Consider the following 17,508-nt stretch of genomic DNA (forward strand, 5'->3'; position numbering starts at 1 on the left):
TGACGCGCACAACACTGCGCGACAGCCAAGCCGATCACGGCCACTGTCAAGCATCAGGTGGGACAGGAACGTCAAGCATCTACCGAGACAGGACAGTCCACCACCTTGCCGTACTGCCGAACTGGGCTCTATGTAATCAAGGCGCGCCGCCGGGGGCGGCGCGCTGTGCCCGTCGCGTTGGCAGCGTGGCCTGCATCCATCGCGGCACGGGCGGCTTCCGCTCCGCTCACGCCGCCCGGCCTGCGGGGCGCAGCCCACGGCCCGCGACGGGTGCGCCGCCACCGGCGGCACGATGAACCCCGTAGGCAGCTCCCTCGGCCTCGATCGTCGAGCACCGGGTCATCGGCATCAAGTGTGCTTCGCGTCGCTGCGCGATGGCTGCGCCACACTTGACCCCGACGTCCCGGTGCTACGAGACGGCCTGTATGAGGGAGCCGGGAAGGTGTAGGTACCCGCGGAAGGGCCTGCGACCTGGGCTCATACGGACCACGGCCAATACGCGGACAAGCTGCGGCCTCCTAGTCGACCTGAGCGCACATACACGCAGGTCAGAGCGCAGATCAGCTTCGGGAGTTGGTCATCCCTCCGGAGGCAGGTGTCGCAGGTTCAAATCCTGCCGTGGGCGCTCTCTCATGGACTCCGGTGCCCCGTAGCTGGTGACCGGGCGGAGGCGAAGGCATCTCCACTGAACTCGAAATGTGCCGGATGCCTGTTTGAGTCCTCTGCATGATCACCGGGAAGGTTCGCCCTTTCCCCGGCCGGTTCGCAGTTATCGGGCTGACGGGTTGTGTTTCGGAGGTCTAGCATCCGGGCATGGACAGTCACAGGGCCGCGGAGGGCGACCTCGTTATCGATTTCTCGCCGCCCTTGGTTGCGGTGTTGCTGGCCGCGGAGCGCTCGAAGGGTGGTCCTCTCACGGAGGAGGAGGTTCTCGGCATTCGTGACGGGGCTACCTGCGTTCGCTTGCCGAGGTCTGTGGCCGAGGCGATGGCGGAACAGCGTGGATACGCCGACCTCGAACCGGAGCGGTGCTGGGAGCAGTGGCAGGCCGTGCGGACCGGGTTTGCGGAATGACCGTGGATGTCCTGCCTTCGGCGAACTGCGACGACAAATGATCGACAACGCTGTAACTGGGTGGGTAATCGAAGCATATTATGAAGACGCCGAGACGCTTGCCTGGGAAGTTCCGCTCCTCGTCGCGAGAAAAGAGGATCTCGAACGGGATCTGCGGATGTCATTGCAGACGCCTGATGTATATCCTATAACGCCTCGACAGGTGATCGCCGCAGTACGGGTGTTTGCCTCCGATGTTTCTCCGGATCAGCTGGATCTGGATCCTCGCCGTTTGTCGTTCTTCCTTGCTGCTGTGGCGAGGGGTTGAGTCTGATCCTCAACGGATGGTGATCATGTTCTTCGCCATCTGGTTGAGGCGGGTGGTGTCGGCGGGGGTGATGGTTACCCAGCCGTCTCGGTGGCCTACCGCGTAGCGGCCCGCTGGGGTGTCCACCCACGTCACCGTGGGGTTTCGCCTTGTGGTGGGACTGGTCGCGCCCAGTTGGCCGCCGCCTGCTCGGGTGGTGATCGCCCTGACCAGTGTTGCCGTGTCCGGTTCGCGTAGGCCTGCTGCGCGGAGGGCCTGTACGAACCCGGGTATGCCGGTGGCCTCGCCTCGCCTGCATGCCTCCCTGTAGTCCGTCACGGCTATGTTCGTGGGCCAGCCCGGGGCCGCGGGCAGTGGTGGCAGGACCGTCAGCAGTTCCTCGATCAATGTGCCCGGCGTTACTTCTCGAAGCCGGATCTCGTCGCCCGTTCGGACTGTCATGGTCGCGGTTCGATCCGTCAGTACACCCAGTGCTTGTGCGGGCTTGGGGCCGTGGGTGTGCAGGGTCAGCTTCGTGTTCCCCGTTGCGATGTGCCTCAGGGCGGTCGCCAGCGCTTGGACCGGGTCGTGCACCGTGCCCAGTCCTCGGGTTCGCAACGCCGTTGACGCCTGCGCGGCGTACTCGGTGCGTCGTTCCGGTGTGGCTCCCGGCCGGGGCAGCGTCAGGGCCGTAGGTGGCTCGCCCAGGTCCGCTGCCCACCACAGCAGGAACATCTCCTCGGCGCTCACGCTGATCCAGTCACTCATGGCGAGGCACCTCACCGATCACTGCCGCGCTCACGAGCAGGTCGCCCTCCGGGCACTCCCAGATGCCAGGGTCCTCCAGGAAATCCAGGCCCCGGCGTTCGTGGTCGGGTTCGCGGCGGCCGGTGGCGCCGGCCATCGGCACCGCGCCCATCGTCGTGGAGGGTGACGTCGGGACGCCGCTTGCGGTCCCGCTCGGTGTCGCGGTGCCACCGGTCGGGCCTGCTGTCACTGCCTTGCCGGGACTGTTGTGCCCGGCCGCCTCGCCGCCGCTGCCCGGAGTACCGGGAGCGGCCGCTGCCCTGGTGCTGGGTTCGGCCGGGGCTTCGTGCTCTCGTCGTTGCGGGCGGTGGGCTGGGTTGGGTGGCTCGAAGCGGGGCACTGTGCGGTACACGTCCCGCGACGCTGCCTGGAACTGGTCCATGACGCGTGCCGCCTCGGCGTGGCGGGCGTTCATCCGGTCGAGGACGTCGTTCTGCTGGTCGACGAGCAGTGCGGGCGCGGACTCGAAGCCGGTGCTCGTGAACGCGCGGGCCATGGCGGCGGCGGTCGGCATCGGGGACGACAGCTCCACCGGTGGTGGCATCGCGTCGCGGGCGTGGGCGGCGAGCTCCGTGGCGGTGGTGACGCAGGCCGACACCTCCGTGGCCGTGCCGCCCGCTTCTCGCGCCCACTTCGCCAGCGTGCCGACGCAGCCTTCCACCGGTTCGGCCGCGGTGCCCTCCCACGCGTTCGCGGTGTCGCGTGCGAGTTCGGCCAGCTCGTCGCCTACGGCGGTCAGCTGGTCGCCCAGCCGTGCCCAGTCGGCGGCCGCGGACATGCCGGTCTCGACGTTCATCTTGTCGTGCACCATCCGGAACAGCTGCTCGTGGGGCTGTGACAGCCAGTCGTACGCCCCGCCGAGGTGGTCCGGGTGATCCGGTCGCCGGCTCATCGGCCGCACCTCCTCAGTTCGGTGACGGTCTCGTCGTCGGTGGTGCGGTAGACGCCCGCGGCGAGCCGGACCGTGTTCTCCAGGTCGTCCAGCACCTGGCTGAACTCGGTGAGCGCCGGTGCGACACCGCGCTCGTCGTGGACCGCTACCGCGCGGAGCCGCCGTGCCAGGAGGTGCCCCACCCAGTTGTCGCCGAACCGCAGCGGGCGGTCCAGTTCGGTGGCCTCCGCGGCCAGGGTCCCGGTGCGGGAACGGAGGTCGGCCAGCCGGTCGAGCAGACGTTGTGCGGCGTCCAGGTCGATGCGCAGTGCGCCGGACTCGGCGTGCCGCCGTGCGTCGCCGAGGTGTGCGGCGACCGGTGTCAGTGCGTTGTCCGTCATCACGTCACCGCCGTGCGCTCGATGTGATCGGGTGGTCGAAGTCGAAGTGGTCGGTGGGTGCCGTGGGCTCGTCCTGGCTCGGCGGTTCGGCGTGCAGCTCCGCTTGTGTGCGGATGAGTCGTGTGCGCACCTCCGCCATCCGGTTCTCGAACGGGCGTACCGCGGCTTCCAGCTCCGGTGGCAGGTCGTTCATCACGATGTCCCCCTGAACGCGTGGTCCGGCATGTTCTCCAGGCCGTCGTTGCCTGCCAGTTCCTCCGCCGCGGCCAGTGCCGGCGCCAGTTCGATGGCGATGTCGGTGGCTTCCCTGCTCGTGTCGTAGGCGCCCTGTGCCGTGTCGGCGGTGTCCTCGTCGAGTTCCCCGGTCGCTTCGAGGTCCGCGAGGATGGTCTTGACCGAGTAGTCGGTCGCGGCCGTCATGCTCGTGGTCGCCTCGATCAGCTCCCGCAGCGCTTCGACCGCCTCGTAGACGTCCGTCGCGGTGTTCTTCGCCGTCACGAACAGGCTCTTGGCCTGCTGCCAGTCCTCGTAGAGGCTCTCCCAGGGCGGCTTGAAGTCCTTGATCAGGTCCCACGCGGCGTCCGCCGCCTTGCCCGCCAGGCCCGTCGCGTACTTGCGGAGGAGGTCGACGCCGGTGCTGACGAGCTCGACGATCAACCCGGCGGCCTGCTCGACCAGCAGTGCCATCGCACGGTAGGCGCCCGCGATCACCCGGTTGAGCGGGCCCTCGTACCGCGTCCCGGCGACGACCTGGTCCAGGTACGGGCCGAAGCTGTCCGCCGCGCCGCCGTCCCAGTGCCGGTCGAGGGTGCCGTGTTCGGCCGCCAGACCCTGGGCGGCTTTCTCGGCCGCCTCGGCCACGTTCTCGAGTGCTGTCGCCTTCTGGTCGAGTGCCAGCCAGTTGCCGCCGACCCGGTCGGTGATCTCGCCCATGATGCTGAACTCGTCCCCGACGATGCCGGTGACGGTCGCGACGATGGTCTCGATGGCGGCCAGCGTGTCGCCGGCGTGCTCCGCCATCAGCTCGTCGATGGTCGCGGTCTCCAGCGGGGGCACGTCGAGCGTGCCGGTGACGACCTTGTGCGGGAACGCGACCAGTTCCGGGTGGTCCAGCTCCACGCGGTACGTGCCCCGGCCAAGGCTGTCGACGACCTTGGCGAACCGGTCCGGGCGGTCGGCGCCGAGGTAGGTCCACGCGGTGTTCGTCAACTCCCGGCCGGTGTAGTGGAGCACCCGGCCGATCGTCGTGAACCGGTCCCGGGTGGCCGCCGCGTACTCGTCGACGATCGGCGCGATCGCCTCGCCCATCAGCAGTCCGTCGAAGCCGTCCGACGCGCTCGCGTGCAGGTTGAGGTAACCCTTGATCGAGTTGGTGTCGGACGAGACGTCCGCGCACAGCCGTCCGTACCCGGCCACGTGACCTGGGTCGACGTCGAAACGTTCAGTCATACCGCCATGCTGTCGGCGGTGTCGAGAGCCGACGAGCGGAACGTTCCGCTCGCCCCCTGCCGCACGTCGCCTACGGTGACCGCGTGATGTTCGGACGGTATCGGATCGACGAGCTGCTCGGTAGGGGCGGCATGGGTGAGGTGCACCGTGCGCACGACACGGACGCCGACCGGGCCGTCGCACTGAAGCGGTTGTCGGTCGCGGACGCGGACGACGAGGCACGGGCACGGTTCCGTCGTGAGTCGCGGATCGCGGCGTCGTTGCACGGACCCCACATCGTGACGATCCACGACCACGGCGAGATCGACGGCCGGTTGTACCTGGCCATGGACCTCGTGGAGGGCACGGACCTGCGGCGCGTCCTGGACGACGGACCACTGCCCGCGGAACGCGCGATGGAGATCCTGTCGCAGGTCGCGGTCGCGCTCGACGCCGCCCACGCCGCCGGGGTGGTGCACCGCGACGTCAAACCCGCCAACATCCTGCTCGACGAGTCCGGCACCGCCTACCTCGTCGACTTCGGCATCGCGAAGTCGCTCGCCCCCGACGCCACCAGCGTCACGCGGACCGGTGAGATCGGCACGCTGGACTACATGGCGCCGGAGCGGTTGACACACCGCGGCGCCGACCACCGCGCCGACGTGTACGCGCTGGCGTGTGTGCTGTTCGAGTGCCTCACCGGCAAGAAGCCGTTCCCGGCGGAGGACGCGGCGGGCAAGCTCGCGGCGCAGCTGAACGATCCGCCGCCCGCGCCCTCGGTGTTCGACTGGCGGATTCCGCGCGCGGTCGACCTGGTCATCGCGACCGGCATGGACAAGGAACCCGACCGTCGCTACCCGAGCGCAGGACAGTTGACGGCCGCCGCGACGACGGCGTTCCGGCAGCAGGCCACGACCGCGCCGGTCACGACCCCGAACCTGGCCGACAGCCCGGAACAGGGCCACATCATGGACGCGATCGTCGCGGTCGCCGCGCGGCAACCGGCGCGCACCGACCAGTGCCCGTACCCGGGGCTGCGTAGTTTCTCCGCCGACGAGAGCGACCTGTTCCACGGTCGTGAGCACGCGGTCACCGACGTGCTGGTGCGGTTGTCCCGACAGGGCGCGGACAGTGGCCCGCTGCTCGTGGTCGGTGCGTCCGGCACCGGCAAGTCGTCCCTGCTGAGGGCCGGGGTGCTGCCCGCGCTCGCCGCGACTGCGCAGCCCTGGCCGCAGCTCGTCATGACGCCGGGGCCGTACCCGGTGCGCACTCTCGCCGCCCGGGTGGCGCCGGTGGTGGACGCCGACGCCGACGGGCTGGTGCGCTGGCTGTACTCGAGCCCGGCGGAGTTCGGCAGGTTGTGCGCACGGCTCGCCGGCGACCGGGGCGGGCGGCTGGTGCTGGTCGTCGACCAGTTCGAGGAGCTGTTCACGCTCGCGGTACCCGCCGAACGGGACGCGTTCGCCACGCTGCTCGCCCACGCCTGGCCCGCGCTGGTCGTGGCCGCCGTCCGCGCCGACTTCGTCGACCACTGCCTGCGGCTGCCCGCACTGCGCACGGCGATGGCGAGCCCGTACCCGCTCGGTCCGCTCGCCCCCGCCGACCTCGAGCGGATCATCACCGCACCCGCGCGCGCCGCCGGTCTGTCCATCGAGGACGGTCTGGTGGACCGGCTGATCACCGACGTCGGCGCGCGCGACGGCGGGGGATACGACCCTGGCGCTCTGCCGCGGCTCGCTCACGCGCTGCGGGAGACGTGGCAGAACCGGACCGGGCCGGTGCTGACCCTCAAGGACTACCAGGACACCGGCGGTGTCGAACGCGCGGTGGCGCTCACCGCCGACGGTGTCTACAACAGACTGTCCGAACCGGACCGGGCCCAGCTGCGGACCGCGTTGCTGCGCATGGTCACCGTGCTCGACGGCGGGGGTGTGGCCCGGCGCAAGGCCCCTCGCGGGGAGATCCCGGAGCTGGTGCTGGCGCGGCTGGTCGAGTCCCGTCTGGTGACCGCGGAGGCCGACGGCGTCCAGCTGTCGCACGACGCCCTGCTGACCGCGTGGCCCCGGCTGCGCGAGTGGGTGGAGGAGGACCGCCAGGGGCTCGTGCTGCGCCAGCACCTCGGTCAGGCCGCGGCTTCGTGGCACGCCAGCGGCAGGGACGAGGGCGAGCTGTACCGCGGCGCCCGGCTGGCCGCCACCCTGGAGTGGGCCGACCGCCGCGCCGACCTCACCGACGCCGAGCAGGGGTTCCTGCTGCAGAGCAAACGGGTCCAGCAGAAACAGACGCGCAGGCTGCACGGCCTCGTCACCGGCCTCGCCGTGTTCCTCGTCGTCGCGCTGCTCGCGGGTGTGCTGGCCGCGGTCAAGTGGGGCGACGCGACCCGCGAGGCGGACAACGCGGAACGCGCGGCCGCCACCGCGCAGTCCCGTCAGCTCGCGGCCGAGGCGCTCGCCGACGCCGACGCCGAGCCCGTCGGCGCCCGCCGCAAGGCACTCGACGCCTGGCGCACCAGCCCCACCACCCAGGCCAGGGGCGCGCTGTTGTCCAGCACCACCCACGAGTTCCCGCGGTTGCTGAAGACCGGCCTGCACGACGCGTACGCGGTCGACATCAGCAGCGACGGCGCGTTGGTCGCCGCCGGGGACGGCGAGGGGCGGTTCGTGGTGCTCGACACCGCGACCGGCCGGCCGATCGACGCGGACTTCGACGACGTGTACTCCGAGGGGATCTTCGACGTCCGGTTCTCCCCGGACGGCACCATGCTCGCGACCGCGAGCAGCGCGCCGAACAGTGTGCGGATCTGGGCGATCCCCAGCGGAAAACTGCTGAGCACGCTGCCCGCCAACGGGTTCGCCGCGTGGCGCCCGGACAGCGAGGTCGTCGCGGCGATGAACCCCGCCGACGGGCGCATCGGCACGTGGCACGCCCGCGAGGGCACGGGCGCGGGCTGGCTGACCGCGCCGCACCAGAGCGACACGGAGGTCCCACTGCGCGGCGCCTACAGCTCGCGCGGTGACCGCTTCGCGCTCGCGCGCAGCGACGGCGCCGTCGAACTGTGGAACACCGCGAAGGCCACCCTCGTGCACGTCGAGACCGGGCACCGCGACCTGGGCAGCGCGGACGCCGCGGCCGAACTGGACGTCGCGTTCTCCGGGGACCTGCTCGCGTCGGGCAGCCCCAGGGACGGCATGGTCCGCTTCGCCGACGCGAAGACGGGGAAACCGGTGGGGGAGCCGATGTTCGCGGCGTTCCCGGGCCGTGGCCTCGTGTTCCCGGAGGGCGGCGGTGACCTGCTGACACTCGCCAACGTCGAGGGGGAGGTCGCGCGGTGGAACGTCGCGCGACGGCAACGGACCGGCGGCTACGCGGCCGGGTCGGCGTTGCGGAACGTGGGGCTCCTGTCGCTCGCGGGTTCGCGGCGCGGGGACGTCGTCGCCGGGCGGCTGGACGGGGATGTCCTTCTCTGGCGCCACAACCAGCACTGGAACCACACGCCCGCGGACGAGGCGCACCGGGTGCGGTTCCGCCCGGACGGTAAGGAACTCTCCGCCTACACGGTGGGTGGGGTGCACGCCTGGCGGCCCGCGACCGGTGAGTCCCGCGTCGACGACGGGAAGAGCCTGCCGCCGTTCGCGATGGACTACCTGCCCGGCGGCGGAAAGGCCACCGGCTACCTCGACGGCACGCTCACCGTGACCGGTGGCGGCGAAGGGGCGCGGACCGTCGCCCTCGACCGTCCCGGCTTCGTGGCGGGCCACATCACCGCGTCGCCGGACGGTTCGACACTGGCGGTGCTGACCGTGGCCGACTCGGAGGAGTCCGTGGCGGAGCGGTTCGCCTCGATCTCCGTGTGGGACACCCGGACCCTGCGCAAGCGGGCGTCGCTCAACCTGGGCACGGGCACCCCGCTGCGGCCGGTGTTCTCGCCGGACGGCACGACACTGCTCGTCACGGTGACCGGACCGGAGAAGACCGAGCTGAAACGGTGGCGCACCGAGGACTTCCGCGGCCTGGACCCGATTCCGGTGACGGCCCGCAGCCAGGCGGTGTACACACCGGACGGTGAGTCACTGGTCGTCCACACGGACACCCGCGTCCAGGTTCTCGACGCGGCCACCGGCGAGGTGCGCCGCGAGTTCGGCGACCACCCCTCCTACGTCACCGCGATGGCCGTGTCGCCCGACGGCCGCCTCCTCGCGACCGGCACCGAGGCCGACCCGGTGATCCGCGTGTGGAACCTGGCGACGGGCACCCTGGTGGCCGCCCTCACCGGTCACGAGGGTGGGGTGAACGATCTCGCGTTCTCCCCGGACGGCGACCGGCTCGCGAGCGCGAGCAAGGACACCGACGTCGGCCTGTGGCCGGTCGACCCGGCCGCGGCAGCGCGCGAGGTGTGCGACGACCTCGCCGCCGCGGGGGAGAAGGACCTCACCTCGCTCGGTTGTGCCAGGTAGGGTGCGTGCCCGTGGTACGGGTCGTCGTGCGGGGCAAGGACGTGCACCCGGTCTCGATCGAGACCGGGGAACGCGTGGTGTTCGGACGGGAGCCGCACGCGGCGACCGGACGCCCGGGTACCACGCGCGGGCTCGTCGCGATCCGGCTGCCCAGCTGCGCGCCGCACGTGTCGGCGGTGCTCGCCGAGGTCGTCGTCGGTGCCGAGATGGCGCAGCTGCGCTGGCACGGCACCAACGAGGGCCGGCTGTCCAGCCTGCTGCACGCGCCGGGCGGGGCGCGGCGCGTGACCCTGGTCCGGGACATGAACGCCATGCTCGACGAAGGCAAGAACGAGCTGCTCGTGCTGTCCGGCAGACGCGTCAGCGGCCTGTTCGCCGACCTCGAGCTGACGTTCGTGGTCTCCGGGATCGAGCCGGTGGCGGCGCTGCCCACCGCACCCCAGGGCCTGACCGAACCCAAGCCGCACGTCAAACAGAACAAGCTCGTCGCCCGCGGCAAGGAGTGGTTCGTCGCGCTGGCGCTGGCCGAGCCGTGGCTCGCGGGCCAGGACGACTTCCCGTTCCCCCCGACGAACCGCCGCATCTACGAGCGGATCCTGCACTGGCGCGGCGACGCGTGGAACCTGGCGAAGTCCCAACGGGTCGACGACGCGATCCGCGTGGTGTCCCGGATCGCGTTCGGCGAGCTGGAAGACCCCTACACCGAGGCGCGCGCCGGGCGCATCCAGAACCCGAGGTACGCGGTGGGGAAACGGGTCGCCGAGTACCGCATCGTCACCGCGACCGACCTCGACCAGGTCGAGCACGAGGCGCGCGCACGGGGCGGGACGTGATCAGTCACCGGAGGTGAGGACGTCGGCGAGCCTGCGCAGCCACGGGCCGGAGTCGTCCGTGACGGCCGGGTACTCGTCGCGGAAGTCCTGCCAGTCGACGTCCAGCGCCAGCAGGTCCCGCTCCACGAACTCCGCGAGTGTTCTGCCCAGCTCGGGGCGCATCAGCGGGACGACGTCGGCCATCGGGGCACGCACGTACTCGGCCAGGAGCACCGCGTCGTACAGGTCCTTGCCCTGCGGGTACATGTCGGCCATCAGCCACTCGAGTTTCCACGCCAGGGACAGCAGTGGCGTCGCCGTGCGCATCCTGGTGCCGAGGGGCGGGATCGCCACCGTGGTCGGCGGCTCGGGGAGGTGTTCGTTGAACACCAGGTCCAGTTGGACCGCGCCCTGCGGCAGCCCCGCCACGTCGAACGGGACCATCAGGCGGCGACCGGGAACCCGGTCGTAGGTCCAGATGCGTGAGGACACGACCTGGTCGCCGCGCAGGCCGGGGCCGGGGTCCGCGGTCACGGCGGCCACCAGACCGGTCACCATGGCGGTCGCCTCGTCGCCGTCCGCGGCGAAAGACGTTGGTGTCACGACGAAATCCAGGTCGCCCGGCTCGCGGGCGGCGTCGCCCAGCCACGCACGCAGCACGACACTGCCGCGCAGCACCAGGTTCTCGGCCCACGGTGTCGCCGCCACGACGGACAGCACGTGCGCCATCGCCGCGCGACGGGCCGCCAGCCAGCGTTCGCCCGCGGCCGGGTCGGTGAACGCCGGCTCGCCCGCGCGGAAGGCACGCGCGAACTGCTTGAGCGCCGGGTCGAACACGGCCAGTTGCCGGACGCCCTCCCCACCCCTGAGGGGCAGGTAGGTCGGCGGGAAGTACCTTCCCGGCTCGCGGGCGACGCGATCGTCCGGGCGGTGGCGCACCGCGGCCTCGAGCCAGCCGTTGTCCAGCGTCAGCGCGTCGTCGTGGACGACGTACTCCTCCTCGACCTCCAGCACCTCGACGCCGGCCGCCGACAACGCGGCGAGCATCGCGTCGAGCCGGGCGCGGGCTGTCTCGCGGCCGACGCCGTGGCAGCGCTGGGTGACGAACCGCTCCTCGTGGCCGTCGGCTCGCACGCGCCGCGCGTTCCGGGACACGTGCGCGTGGTGCCCTTCGACGGCTTCGAGCAACGTGAGCAGGTCACGGAAGTCGCTTCCCCGCAACACCTTCACGTGGTGCTCGAAGTACCGGTCGGCGGCGGCCTCGTCGTCGGTGCCCGGCACGCCCTCGTTCCACGGCGCCGCCTCGATCTTCACCCGATCGACCCTGAGAGCGGCGTTCGTCATCTCGGCGCGCCACCGCACGGCCAGTTCGCGCATCTCGTCCAGCGTGCCGCTGCCCGTGATCGTCAGCATCGGCTGGAACTGGGTGTCGCCCCGGCTCAGGACGATGTGGCTGAACTTGACGCCCCGCCGCTGGGCGAACGTCGCGAGATCGTCAGCCTGACGATCGGCCCCGGTCAGGTGGATCTCGAAATCTCCTCGGAACATGCGTGGATTGTTCCAGCCGACGGGGGCCCGCTGGAAGATCGCCAGGAGGGCCAACCAGACCCACGTGCCGTCGGGCGGCTGCGGGCCGGTGCGAACCGCCGCTGACGCCGTCCACTGTGGCCAGTCGTGCCGGGCGGCGCACCGGCTGGTTGCGCCCACATAGGATGGCGTCCATGACGTCAGCGGAGGAACCCACCCCGCGCGCGCTGTTCGCGGGGTCCTCGAGCCGCTGGATCCGCCTGCTGCCCTGGGCTGTGGCGTTCGTGCTGTGCGTCGCCCTGCTGCCCACCACCATCGAGGTGCTCAGGAACGACTACGGCCTGAACGCCGGCGTCGCGAGCGCCCTGGCCGTCGCGCAGACGGCACCGCTGCTGCTCGCCGTCGTCCACCCGCTGCGCGCGTGGTGTGTGATCTTCCCCGCGGACGTTGCCGGGGCGCTTCTCCTGCTCACCGTCGACTTCCCGGCGGAGCGCCTGTGGCCGTTCCCGCCCATGGAGATCGTCGGCTACGTCGGACTCTGCCTCGCCCTCGGCCTGCGCCTGCCGCGCCGGACGTTGCTGTCGGTGTGGCTGGCGACCGCGGCCGCGAACGTCGGCCTGGTGTTCTTCGCGCCCCACGGCACGACCGCGACGAGTGTGCTGCTCACGATTCTCGGCGGCGTCGCGATCCTGCTGAGCGCGGCGCTCCGCGAACGACACGAGGTGCAGCGCAGGCTGGTCGAGCAGGAGACGATCAGCGAGGCCGAACGCGCCCGGCGGACCGTGCTGGAGGAACGCGCCCGCATCGCGCGCGAACTGCACGACGTGGTGGCACACCACATGTCCGTCATCACGGTGCAGGCCAACACCGCCGCGTACCGGCTCGACGGGGTGACGCCGGGGATGCGGGAGGAACTGACGTCCATCGCGGCGACGGCACGCGAGTCGCTCGGCGAGATGAGACGGCTCCTCAGCGTGCTGCGCAGCGAGGAGACGCCCGGCGAGCTCGAACCGCAGCCGGACCTGGCGCGGATCGCGCAGCTGGTGGACGCGATGGAGCGCGCGGGCGTGCCGGTGGAGTTCACCCCGTCCGACGCCGCGGTGCCCGAGGCGGTGGGCCTGTCCGCGTACCGCATCGTCCAGGAGGCCCTCGCGAACGTCGTGCGGCACGCCCCGGGGGCGCCGACCCGGGTGTCCCTGTCGGCCGACGACGCGGTCCTCACGGTCCTCGTCGTCAACGGGCCGCCACCCGAGCCACCCGCCGCGCCGGTCGAGGAGGGCGGCACCGGCCACGGGCTCGTCGGCATGCGCGAGCGGGTGCGGTTGGTGGGCGGCGAGCTGGACACCGGGCCGCTGGCGGATGGCGGCTTCCGGGTGATGGCGCGCCTGCCGGTGACCGAGACGGAGAACGACAGCGAGGGGACGGCATGACGACCAAGGTCATCATCGTCGACGACCAGGCCATGGTGCGGGCGGGGTTCGCCGCGCTGCTGGCCGCGCAGAGCGACATCGACGTGGTGGGCCAGGCCGCTGACGGTGCGCAGGGCGTCGAGCTGAGCAGGCGCACCCGCCCCGACGTCGTGCTGATGGACGTGCGCATGCCCGAGATGGACGGCCTCGAGGCCACGCGCCGCCTCCTGACACCGGCGCCGGGTGTCACGCACCAGCCGCGTGTCCTGATGCTCACCACGTTCGACGTCGACGACTACGTCTACCAGGCGTTGCAGGCGGGCGCGAGCGGCTTCCTGCTGAAGGACGCGCCGCCGGACGACCTCATCGCGGCGGTGCGCATCGTCGCCTCGGGTGACGCGCTGCTCGCCCCGTCCGTGACGCGCCGCCTAATCGCGAACTTCGCCCGGCAGCGGCCCGCCGCGCTGAGCAAGCCCGCGCTGCGGCTCAAGGCCCTGACCGAACGCGAGAACGAGGTCCTCACACTGGTGGCGCGCGGTCAGTCCAATGTGGAGATCGCGCAGACGCTGGTGCTGGCCGAGCAGACGGTGAAGACGCACGTGAGCCGTGTCCTGACCAAGCTGGACCTGCGTGACCGCGCCCAGGCGGTGGTCTTCGCCTACGAGTCCGGTCTGGTGGCCCCGGGCGAGTAGGCCGGAGCGGGAGTCGGCGTGCTGCCCGCTCCCACCCCGGACCTCCCGCGCTACGACCGGCGGCGCAGCGCGGCTCGTGCCGGCAGCGTGACCGCGAGCAGCGCCAGCGCGCCCGCGGCGGCCACGAACGACCCGAACAGCAGCGGCGGCACGTACGGCCCCTCCCCGGTCATGCCGCGCATCATCGGGATCAGCGTGGCCGCGGCGATCGCGGAGCCGAGGACCACACCGACCGCGGCGACCAGCAGGCCCTCCCACCGGAGCATCCGCAGCACCTGGTGCCGGGTGGCGCCGACGAGCCGCAGCGTGCCCAGCTCGCGCCTGCGGTTGAGCACCATCATCACCAGGGTGTTGACGGCGGCGACGGCGGCGAAGCCACCGAGGACCGCGGCCATCGTGTTGTTGGTCCAGGCGCCCAGCTCCGCCTCGAGGCTCCGCCGGGTGGCGTAGCCGGAGGCGTCGGTGACGTCCCCGAAGGCGGCGAGCGAAGCCGCCGAACCGCCGCTGACCAGCAGTGTGCTGTCGAAGGTCGAGGTGACGTGCCCGGCCAGGGACGCCCGGTCCATGGTCACCGTGGCGAGCCCGAGACCACGGCCGTAGACCGCGACGACCTCGGGAGCGGCCTCGGTGCCGTCGGGGAGGAAGAGCCGGAGCCGGTCGCCGACACCGACCTCCGCCGACGTCGCCAGGGTCTGGTCGATGGCGACGCGGCCCGCGCCGAGTCGGTCGAGACCGCCCGCGCGCACGTCCAGGTCCTGGACCCGCGCGAGCTCGGCGCCCGACCCGCTGACGCCCTGCGTCGCCGCGCCCTGCAACGACGTGAACTCACCCGAGCCGACGGGCACCAGCACCTGTGTGTTCAGCAGGCCGACGGCCGCGTCCACACCCGGTACGCGGGCGGCCCGCGCCGCCGCGTCCACCGCCGGGTCGGTCACCACGTGGTCCGCGATGACGCCCGCGCGCAACTGCCGGGCGGCGGCGTTGGCCTCGCTCGTGTGCATGAACACGAGGGTCGAGCCGAAGGCCATCGCGAGCACGATCGGGGTGATGGCGGAGGCGAGGCGGCGCGCGTTGGTACGGGAGTTCGCGGCCGCCAGGCCGGCCGCCGCGCCCGCGCCGCGCAGCGGGACGCTGAACAGGCCCGCGCACAACCGGGCCACCAGCGGTCCGAGCAGCCCGACGGCGACCATGAAGCACATGACGACGCCGAGGGCGGCGCCCGCCGCGTCACCTCCCGCGGAACCGGCGGACACGCCGGTCAGGAACGTGCCGCCGACGAGGGCGGCGACACCGAGGCCGGTCCGGACCACACCGGGCCGCAGCCGCTCCACCGACGCGTCGGCGAGCGCCTGGCCCGGCCTCGTCCTCGCGGGCCCGCGCCCGGCCAGCCACCCGGCGCCGAGCGCGGTGAGCAGCCCGATCACGACGGCACCGAGCAGCGGCAGCGCGGAGACGTGCGGCTCCACGGCCTGCGGGATGGCGCCGCGGTCCTGCAGCTGCCCGAACCACCAGTGCGCGAGCCCGATGCCGGGCAGGCAGCCGAGGATCCCGGCGAGCGGCGCGACGAGCAGCGCCTCGCAGGCGACGGCGCGGCGGATCTGGCGCGGGGTGGCGCCGATCGCGCGCAGCAGCGCGAACTCGCGGGCCCGCTGACCGACCGAGAGCGCGACGGTGCCCGCGGCGGTGAAGACCGCGACGATGGCGACGATGCCACCGAAGGAACCGCCGATGCCGAAGAGCGTGTCCTTGGCGTAGGCGAGCCCCGGGTCCTCGACGGCGCCGCGGTCGTCACCGACGTGCACCTGGGCCGGTGTGCCCGCCAGAGCCTTCCGCACGGACCCGGCGAGGGCGTCGGCGTCCGTGCCGGGTGCCGCGAGCACGGCGATGGCGTCGGCCCTGCCGGGGTGCCCGGCCAGTGTGGGGGCCTGGACGTCCGCGAACCAGGCGAGCGCGCCGGGGTCGCGCGCGGTGTCCGCGGGACCGGCCGTGGCGACGCCCGCGACGCGGAAGTCCCGCCGCCCGACGGCGGTGTCCAGCGCGACGGTGTCGCCGACCCCGAGCCGCGCGGCCCGGGCCGTGCCCGCGTCGAGCACCACCTCGCCCGTGCCGGGCGCGGCGCCGTCGGTCAGCGCGGTACCGGTGAAGGCGTGCGAGCCCCATCCGTGCGCGGTGAGCGCCCGGGCACCCGCACGCACCGGGAACGTGAAGTCCGGGACCGCGGTGGCGGCCCCGGGCGCCGCGGCGGCCCGCGCCGCCAGGGCGAGGTCCACCCGCGCGGTGTCGGGCAGGGGGACGGCCTCCTTCTCGAGGTCCTCGCCGCTGCCGGTCACGATGTACTCGTACTGGTCGGCCGCCGCGACCACCGGCGCGTTCGCGTACCGCTGCGCGGGCACCGACGCGCGCAGGCCGGTCTCGAGCAGGATCCCGCAGGCCGAGACGACGAGCGCGGACATCAGCAACGCCACGAACGTCCCCACGAACGAGGCGGGCTTGACGCGGACGGCGGCGCGGGCCAGTCCGTTGGGGCGCGTCATGCCGCCGCGCCCGTGCGGGCGGTGAGCGCCGTCATCCGCCGCGCGATCTGCTCGGCCGACCCGCGCTCCAGGACACCGGCGAACGAGCCGTCGGCGAGGAACAGCACGCGGTCCGCCCACGCGGCGGCGGCCGGATCGTGGGTGACCATGACGACGGTCGCGCCGAGGGTGCGCACCGCGTGCCGGAGAAGCCCGAGGACCTCGGCGGCGGTGCCGGTGTCGAGTGCGCCGGTGGGCTCGTCGGCGAACACGACGTCCGGGTGGGTGACGAGCGCGCGGGCGACGGCCACGCGCTGCTGCTGGCCGCCGGAGAGCTCCGCGGGCCTGCGCCGCGCCTTGTCGGCGAGCCCGACCTGCGCGAGGACCTCGGCCGCCCGGCGGCGGTCCTGGCGCCGCCCGGCGAGGCGCATGGGCAGCAGGACGTTCTGCTCCACGGTCAGCGACGGCAGCAGGTTGAACGCCTGGAAGACGAAGCCGAGGCGGTTGCGGCGCAGTTCGGTGAGCTCGTTCTCGCTCATGCCGGTGATCTCGGTGCCGCCGAGGCGCACCGACCCGGAGGTGGGCCGGTCGAGCCCGGCGGCGCACTGCAGGAAGGTGGACTTGCCGGACCCGGACGGGCCCATGATCGCGGTGAAGCTGCCGCGGGGGAGGGTGAGGTCGATGCCGGCGAGCGCGTGCACGGTCCGTGCGCCGCGGCCGTAGTGCTTGCGGACCCCGTGCAGCTCGACGGCGGCATCGGGGGTGGCGGCCCGATCCCGGGGCTGGTCGCCCGCCCTGTGCCGCGTGCGATTGCGCAACCTCATGGTGCGTCCTTTCGTGGTGGTCTCCTACCGACGGACGCCACAGTGCGGCAGCGGCTACGCGCCGGGCGTCATACGAGGGAGCCAACCCGCACCCGCTACCGCGGTAGGGGGTGGAGCACGCCGGAATGGAATGACCGTGGCCGGGTACGCACCAGCCATGGACACGACCGACACGGCCACGCGTTGTGAGGTGTGTGGCAACGACTACGACATGGCCTTCGAGGTACGGGCACAGGGAGCCGTGCACGTCTTCGACAGCTTCGAGTGCGCGATCCACAAGCTCGCGCCGGTGTGTGAGCACTGCCAGTGCAAGGTCATCGGGCACGGGGTGCAGGCCGGGGACCGGTTCTTCTGTTGCGCGCACTGCGCGCGGGAGTCCGGCGCGGACCAGGTGCGCGACCGTGTCTGAC

15 protein-coding genes and 1 tRNA gene are annotated in these 17,508 nt (G+C 72.2%); 8 read left to right on the top strand and 8 right to left on the bottom strand.

The window, feature by feature from the left end; all coding sequences use genetic code 11:
• Nucleotides 1-531: 531 nt before the first annotated feature.
• The 3 genes from ACIBVP_RS31445 to ACIBVP_RS31455 all read left to right on the top strand — a co-directional run bounded on the left by ACIBVP_RS31445 (nt 532) and on the right by ACIBVP_RS31455 (nt 1,381).
• A tRNA-Pro gene (locus ACIBVP_RS31445) sits at nt 532-625 on the top strand.
• Nucleotides 626-813: 188 nt separating this feature from the next.
• Nucleotides 814-1,074 carry a hypothetical protein gene (locus ACIBVP_RS31450; protein ID WP_396110018.1) on the top strand — a complete coding sequence of 87 codons (261 nt, stop codon included), beginning with the start codon at nt 814-816 and terminating at the stop codon, nt 1,072-1,074.
• Between the two features lie 37 nt (nt 1,075-1,111).
• Nucleotides 1,112-1,381, top strand: coding sequence for a hypothetical protein (locus ACIBVP_RS31455; RefSeq protein ID WP_396110019.1), 270 nt, complete (start codon nt 1,112-1,114; stop codon nt 1,379-1,381).
• Between the two features lie 9 nt (nt 1,382-1,390).
• Here the strand turns inward: ACIBVP_RS31455 and ACIBVP_RS31460 are convergent, their stop codons facing one another.
• Genes ACIBVP_RS31460 through ACIBVP_RS31480 form a run of 5 tightly spaced genes read right to left on the bottom strand, consistent with a single transcriptional unit; the run spans nt 1,391 to nt 4,888 of the window.
• Complete coding sequence (locus ACIBVP_RS31460) at nt 1,391-2,128, bottom strand: ESX secretion-associated protein EspG (RefSeq protein ID WP_396110021.1); 738 nt, start codon at nt 2,126-2,128, stop codon at nt 1,391-1,393.
• On the bottom strand, nt 2,121-3,059 hold the full coding sequence (locus ACIBVP_RS31465; protein ID WP_396110023.1) for a PPE domain-containing protein: 939 nt from the start codon (nt 3,057-3,059) through the stop codon (nt 2,121-2,123). Before ACIBVP_RS31465 ends, ACIBVP_RS31460 begins: the two co-directional genes overlap by 8 nt.
• The gene (locus ACIBVP_RS31470; RefSeq protein ID WP_396110024.1) at nt 3,056-3,439 is read right to left on the bottom strand and encodes a hypothetical protein; all 384 of its coding nucleotides are present in this window, start codon (nt 3,437-3,439) and stop codon (nt 3,056-3,058) included. The genes ACIBVP_RS31465 and ACIBVP_RS31470 overlap by 4 nt, the downstream gene beginning before the upstream one ends.
• A gap of 4 nt (nt 3,440-3,443) precedes the next feature.
• Nucleotides 3,444-3,632: a hypothetical protein gene (locus ACIBVP_RS31475; protein ID WP_396110025.1), complete on the bottom strand. Its 189-nt coding sequence runs from the start codon at nt 3,630-3,632 to the stop codon at nt 3,444-3,446.
• On the bottom strand, nt 3,632-4,888 hold the full coding sequence (locus tag ACIBVP_RS31480; RefSeq protein ID WP_396110026.1) for a hypothetical protein: 1,257 nt from the start codon (nt 4,886-4,888) through the stop codon (nt 3,632-3,634). The genes ACIBVP_RS31475 and ACIBVP_RS31480 overlap by 1 nt, the downstream gene beginning before the upstream one ends.
• Before the next feature lie 86 nt (nt 4,889-4,974).
• Between ACIBVP_RS31480 and ACIBVP_RS31485 the strand changes: the two genes are divergently transcribed.
• The gene (locus ACIBVP_RS31485) at nt 4,975-9,321 is read left to right on the top strand and encodes a protein kinase (RefSeq protein ID WP_396110375.1); all 4,347 of its coding nucleotides are present in this window, start codon (nt 4,975-4,977) and stop codon (nt 9,319-9,321) included.
• A 5-nt stretch (nt 9,322-9,326) separates the two neighbouring features.
• A complete protein-coding gene (locus tag ACIBVP_RS31490) occupies nt 9,327-10,154 on the top strand; it encodes a hypothetical protein (RefSeq protein WP_396110027.1) in 828 nt (275 codons plus the stop codon).
• Here the strand turns inward: ACIBVP_RS31490 and ACIBVP_RS31495 are convergent, their stop codons facing one another.
• Complete coding sequence (locus tag ACIBVP_RS31495; protein WP_396110028.1) at nt 10,155-11,681, bottom strand: nucleotidyl transferase AbiEii/AbiGii toxin family protein; 1,527 nt, start codon at nt 11,679-11,681, stop codon at nt 10,155-10,157.
• A gap of 173 nt (nt 11,682-11,854) precedes the next feature.
• On the opposite strand from ACIBVP_RS31495, the gene ACIBVP_RS31500 reads away from it, so the two are divergent.
• Nucleotides 11,855-13,090: a sensor histidine kinase gene (locus ACIBVP_RS31500; protein ID WP_396110029.1), complete on the top strand. Its 1,236-nt coding sequence runs from the start codon at nt 11,855-11,857 to the stop codon at nt 13,088-13,090.
• Entirely contained in the window at nt 13,087-13,761 is a 675-nt protein-coding gene (locus ACIBVP_RS31505; protein WP_396110030.1) for a response regulator, read from the top strand. Before ACIBVP_RS31500 ends, ACIBVP_RS31505 begins: the two co-directional genes overlap by 4 nt.
• A 50-nt stretch (nt 13,762-13,811) precedes the next feature.
• Here ACIBVP_RS31505 and ACIBVP_RS31510 read toward each other — a convergent pair whose 3' ends face one another.
• Nucleotides 13,812-16,295 (bottom strand): ABC transporter permease, encoded by a 2,484-nt coding sequence (locus tag ACIBVP_RS31510; protein ID WP_396110031.1) that lies wholly within the window; start codon nt 16,293-16,295, stop codon nt 13,812-13,814.
• Nucleotides 16,292-17,098, bottom strand: coding sequence for an ABC transporter ATP-binding protein (locus ACIBVP_RS31515; RefSeq protein WP_396110032.1), 807 nt, complete (start codon nt 17,096-17,098; stop codon nt 16,292-16,294). The genes ACIBVP_RS31510 and ACIBVP_RS31515 overlap by 4 nt, the downstream gene beginning before the upstream one ends.
• A gap of 157 nt (nt 17,099-17,255) precedes the next feature.
• Here ACIBVP_RS31515 and ACIBVP_RS31520 point away from each other — a divergent pair, with 157 nt between their 5' ends.
• A complete protein-coding gene (locus ACIBVP_RS31520; protein ID WP_396110033.1) occupies nt 17,256-17,507 on the top strand; it encodes a Prokaryotic metallothionein in 252 nt (83 codons plus the stop codon).
• The last annotated feature ends 1 nt before the right edge of the window (nt 17,508 follow it).

The organism is Actinophytocola sp. NPDC049390 (genome assembly GCF_044466355.1).
Taxonomy (GTDB): domain Bacteria; phylum Actinomycetota; class Actinomycetes; order Mycobacteriales; family Pseudonocardiaceae; genus Actinophytocola.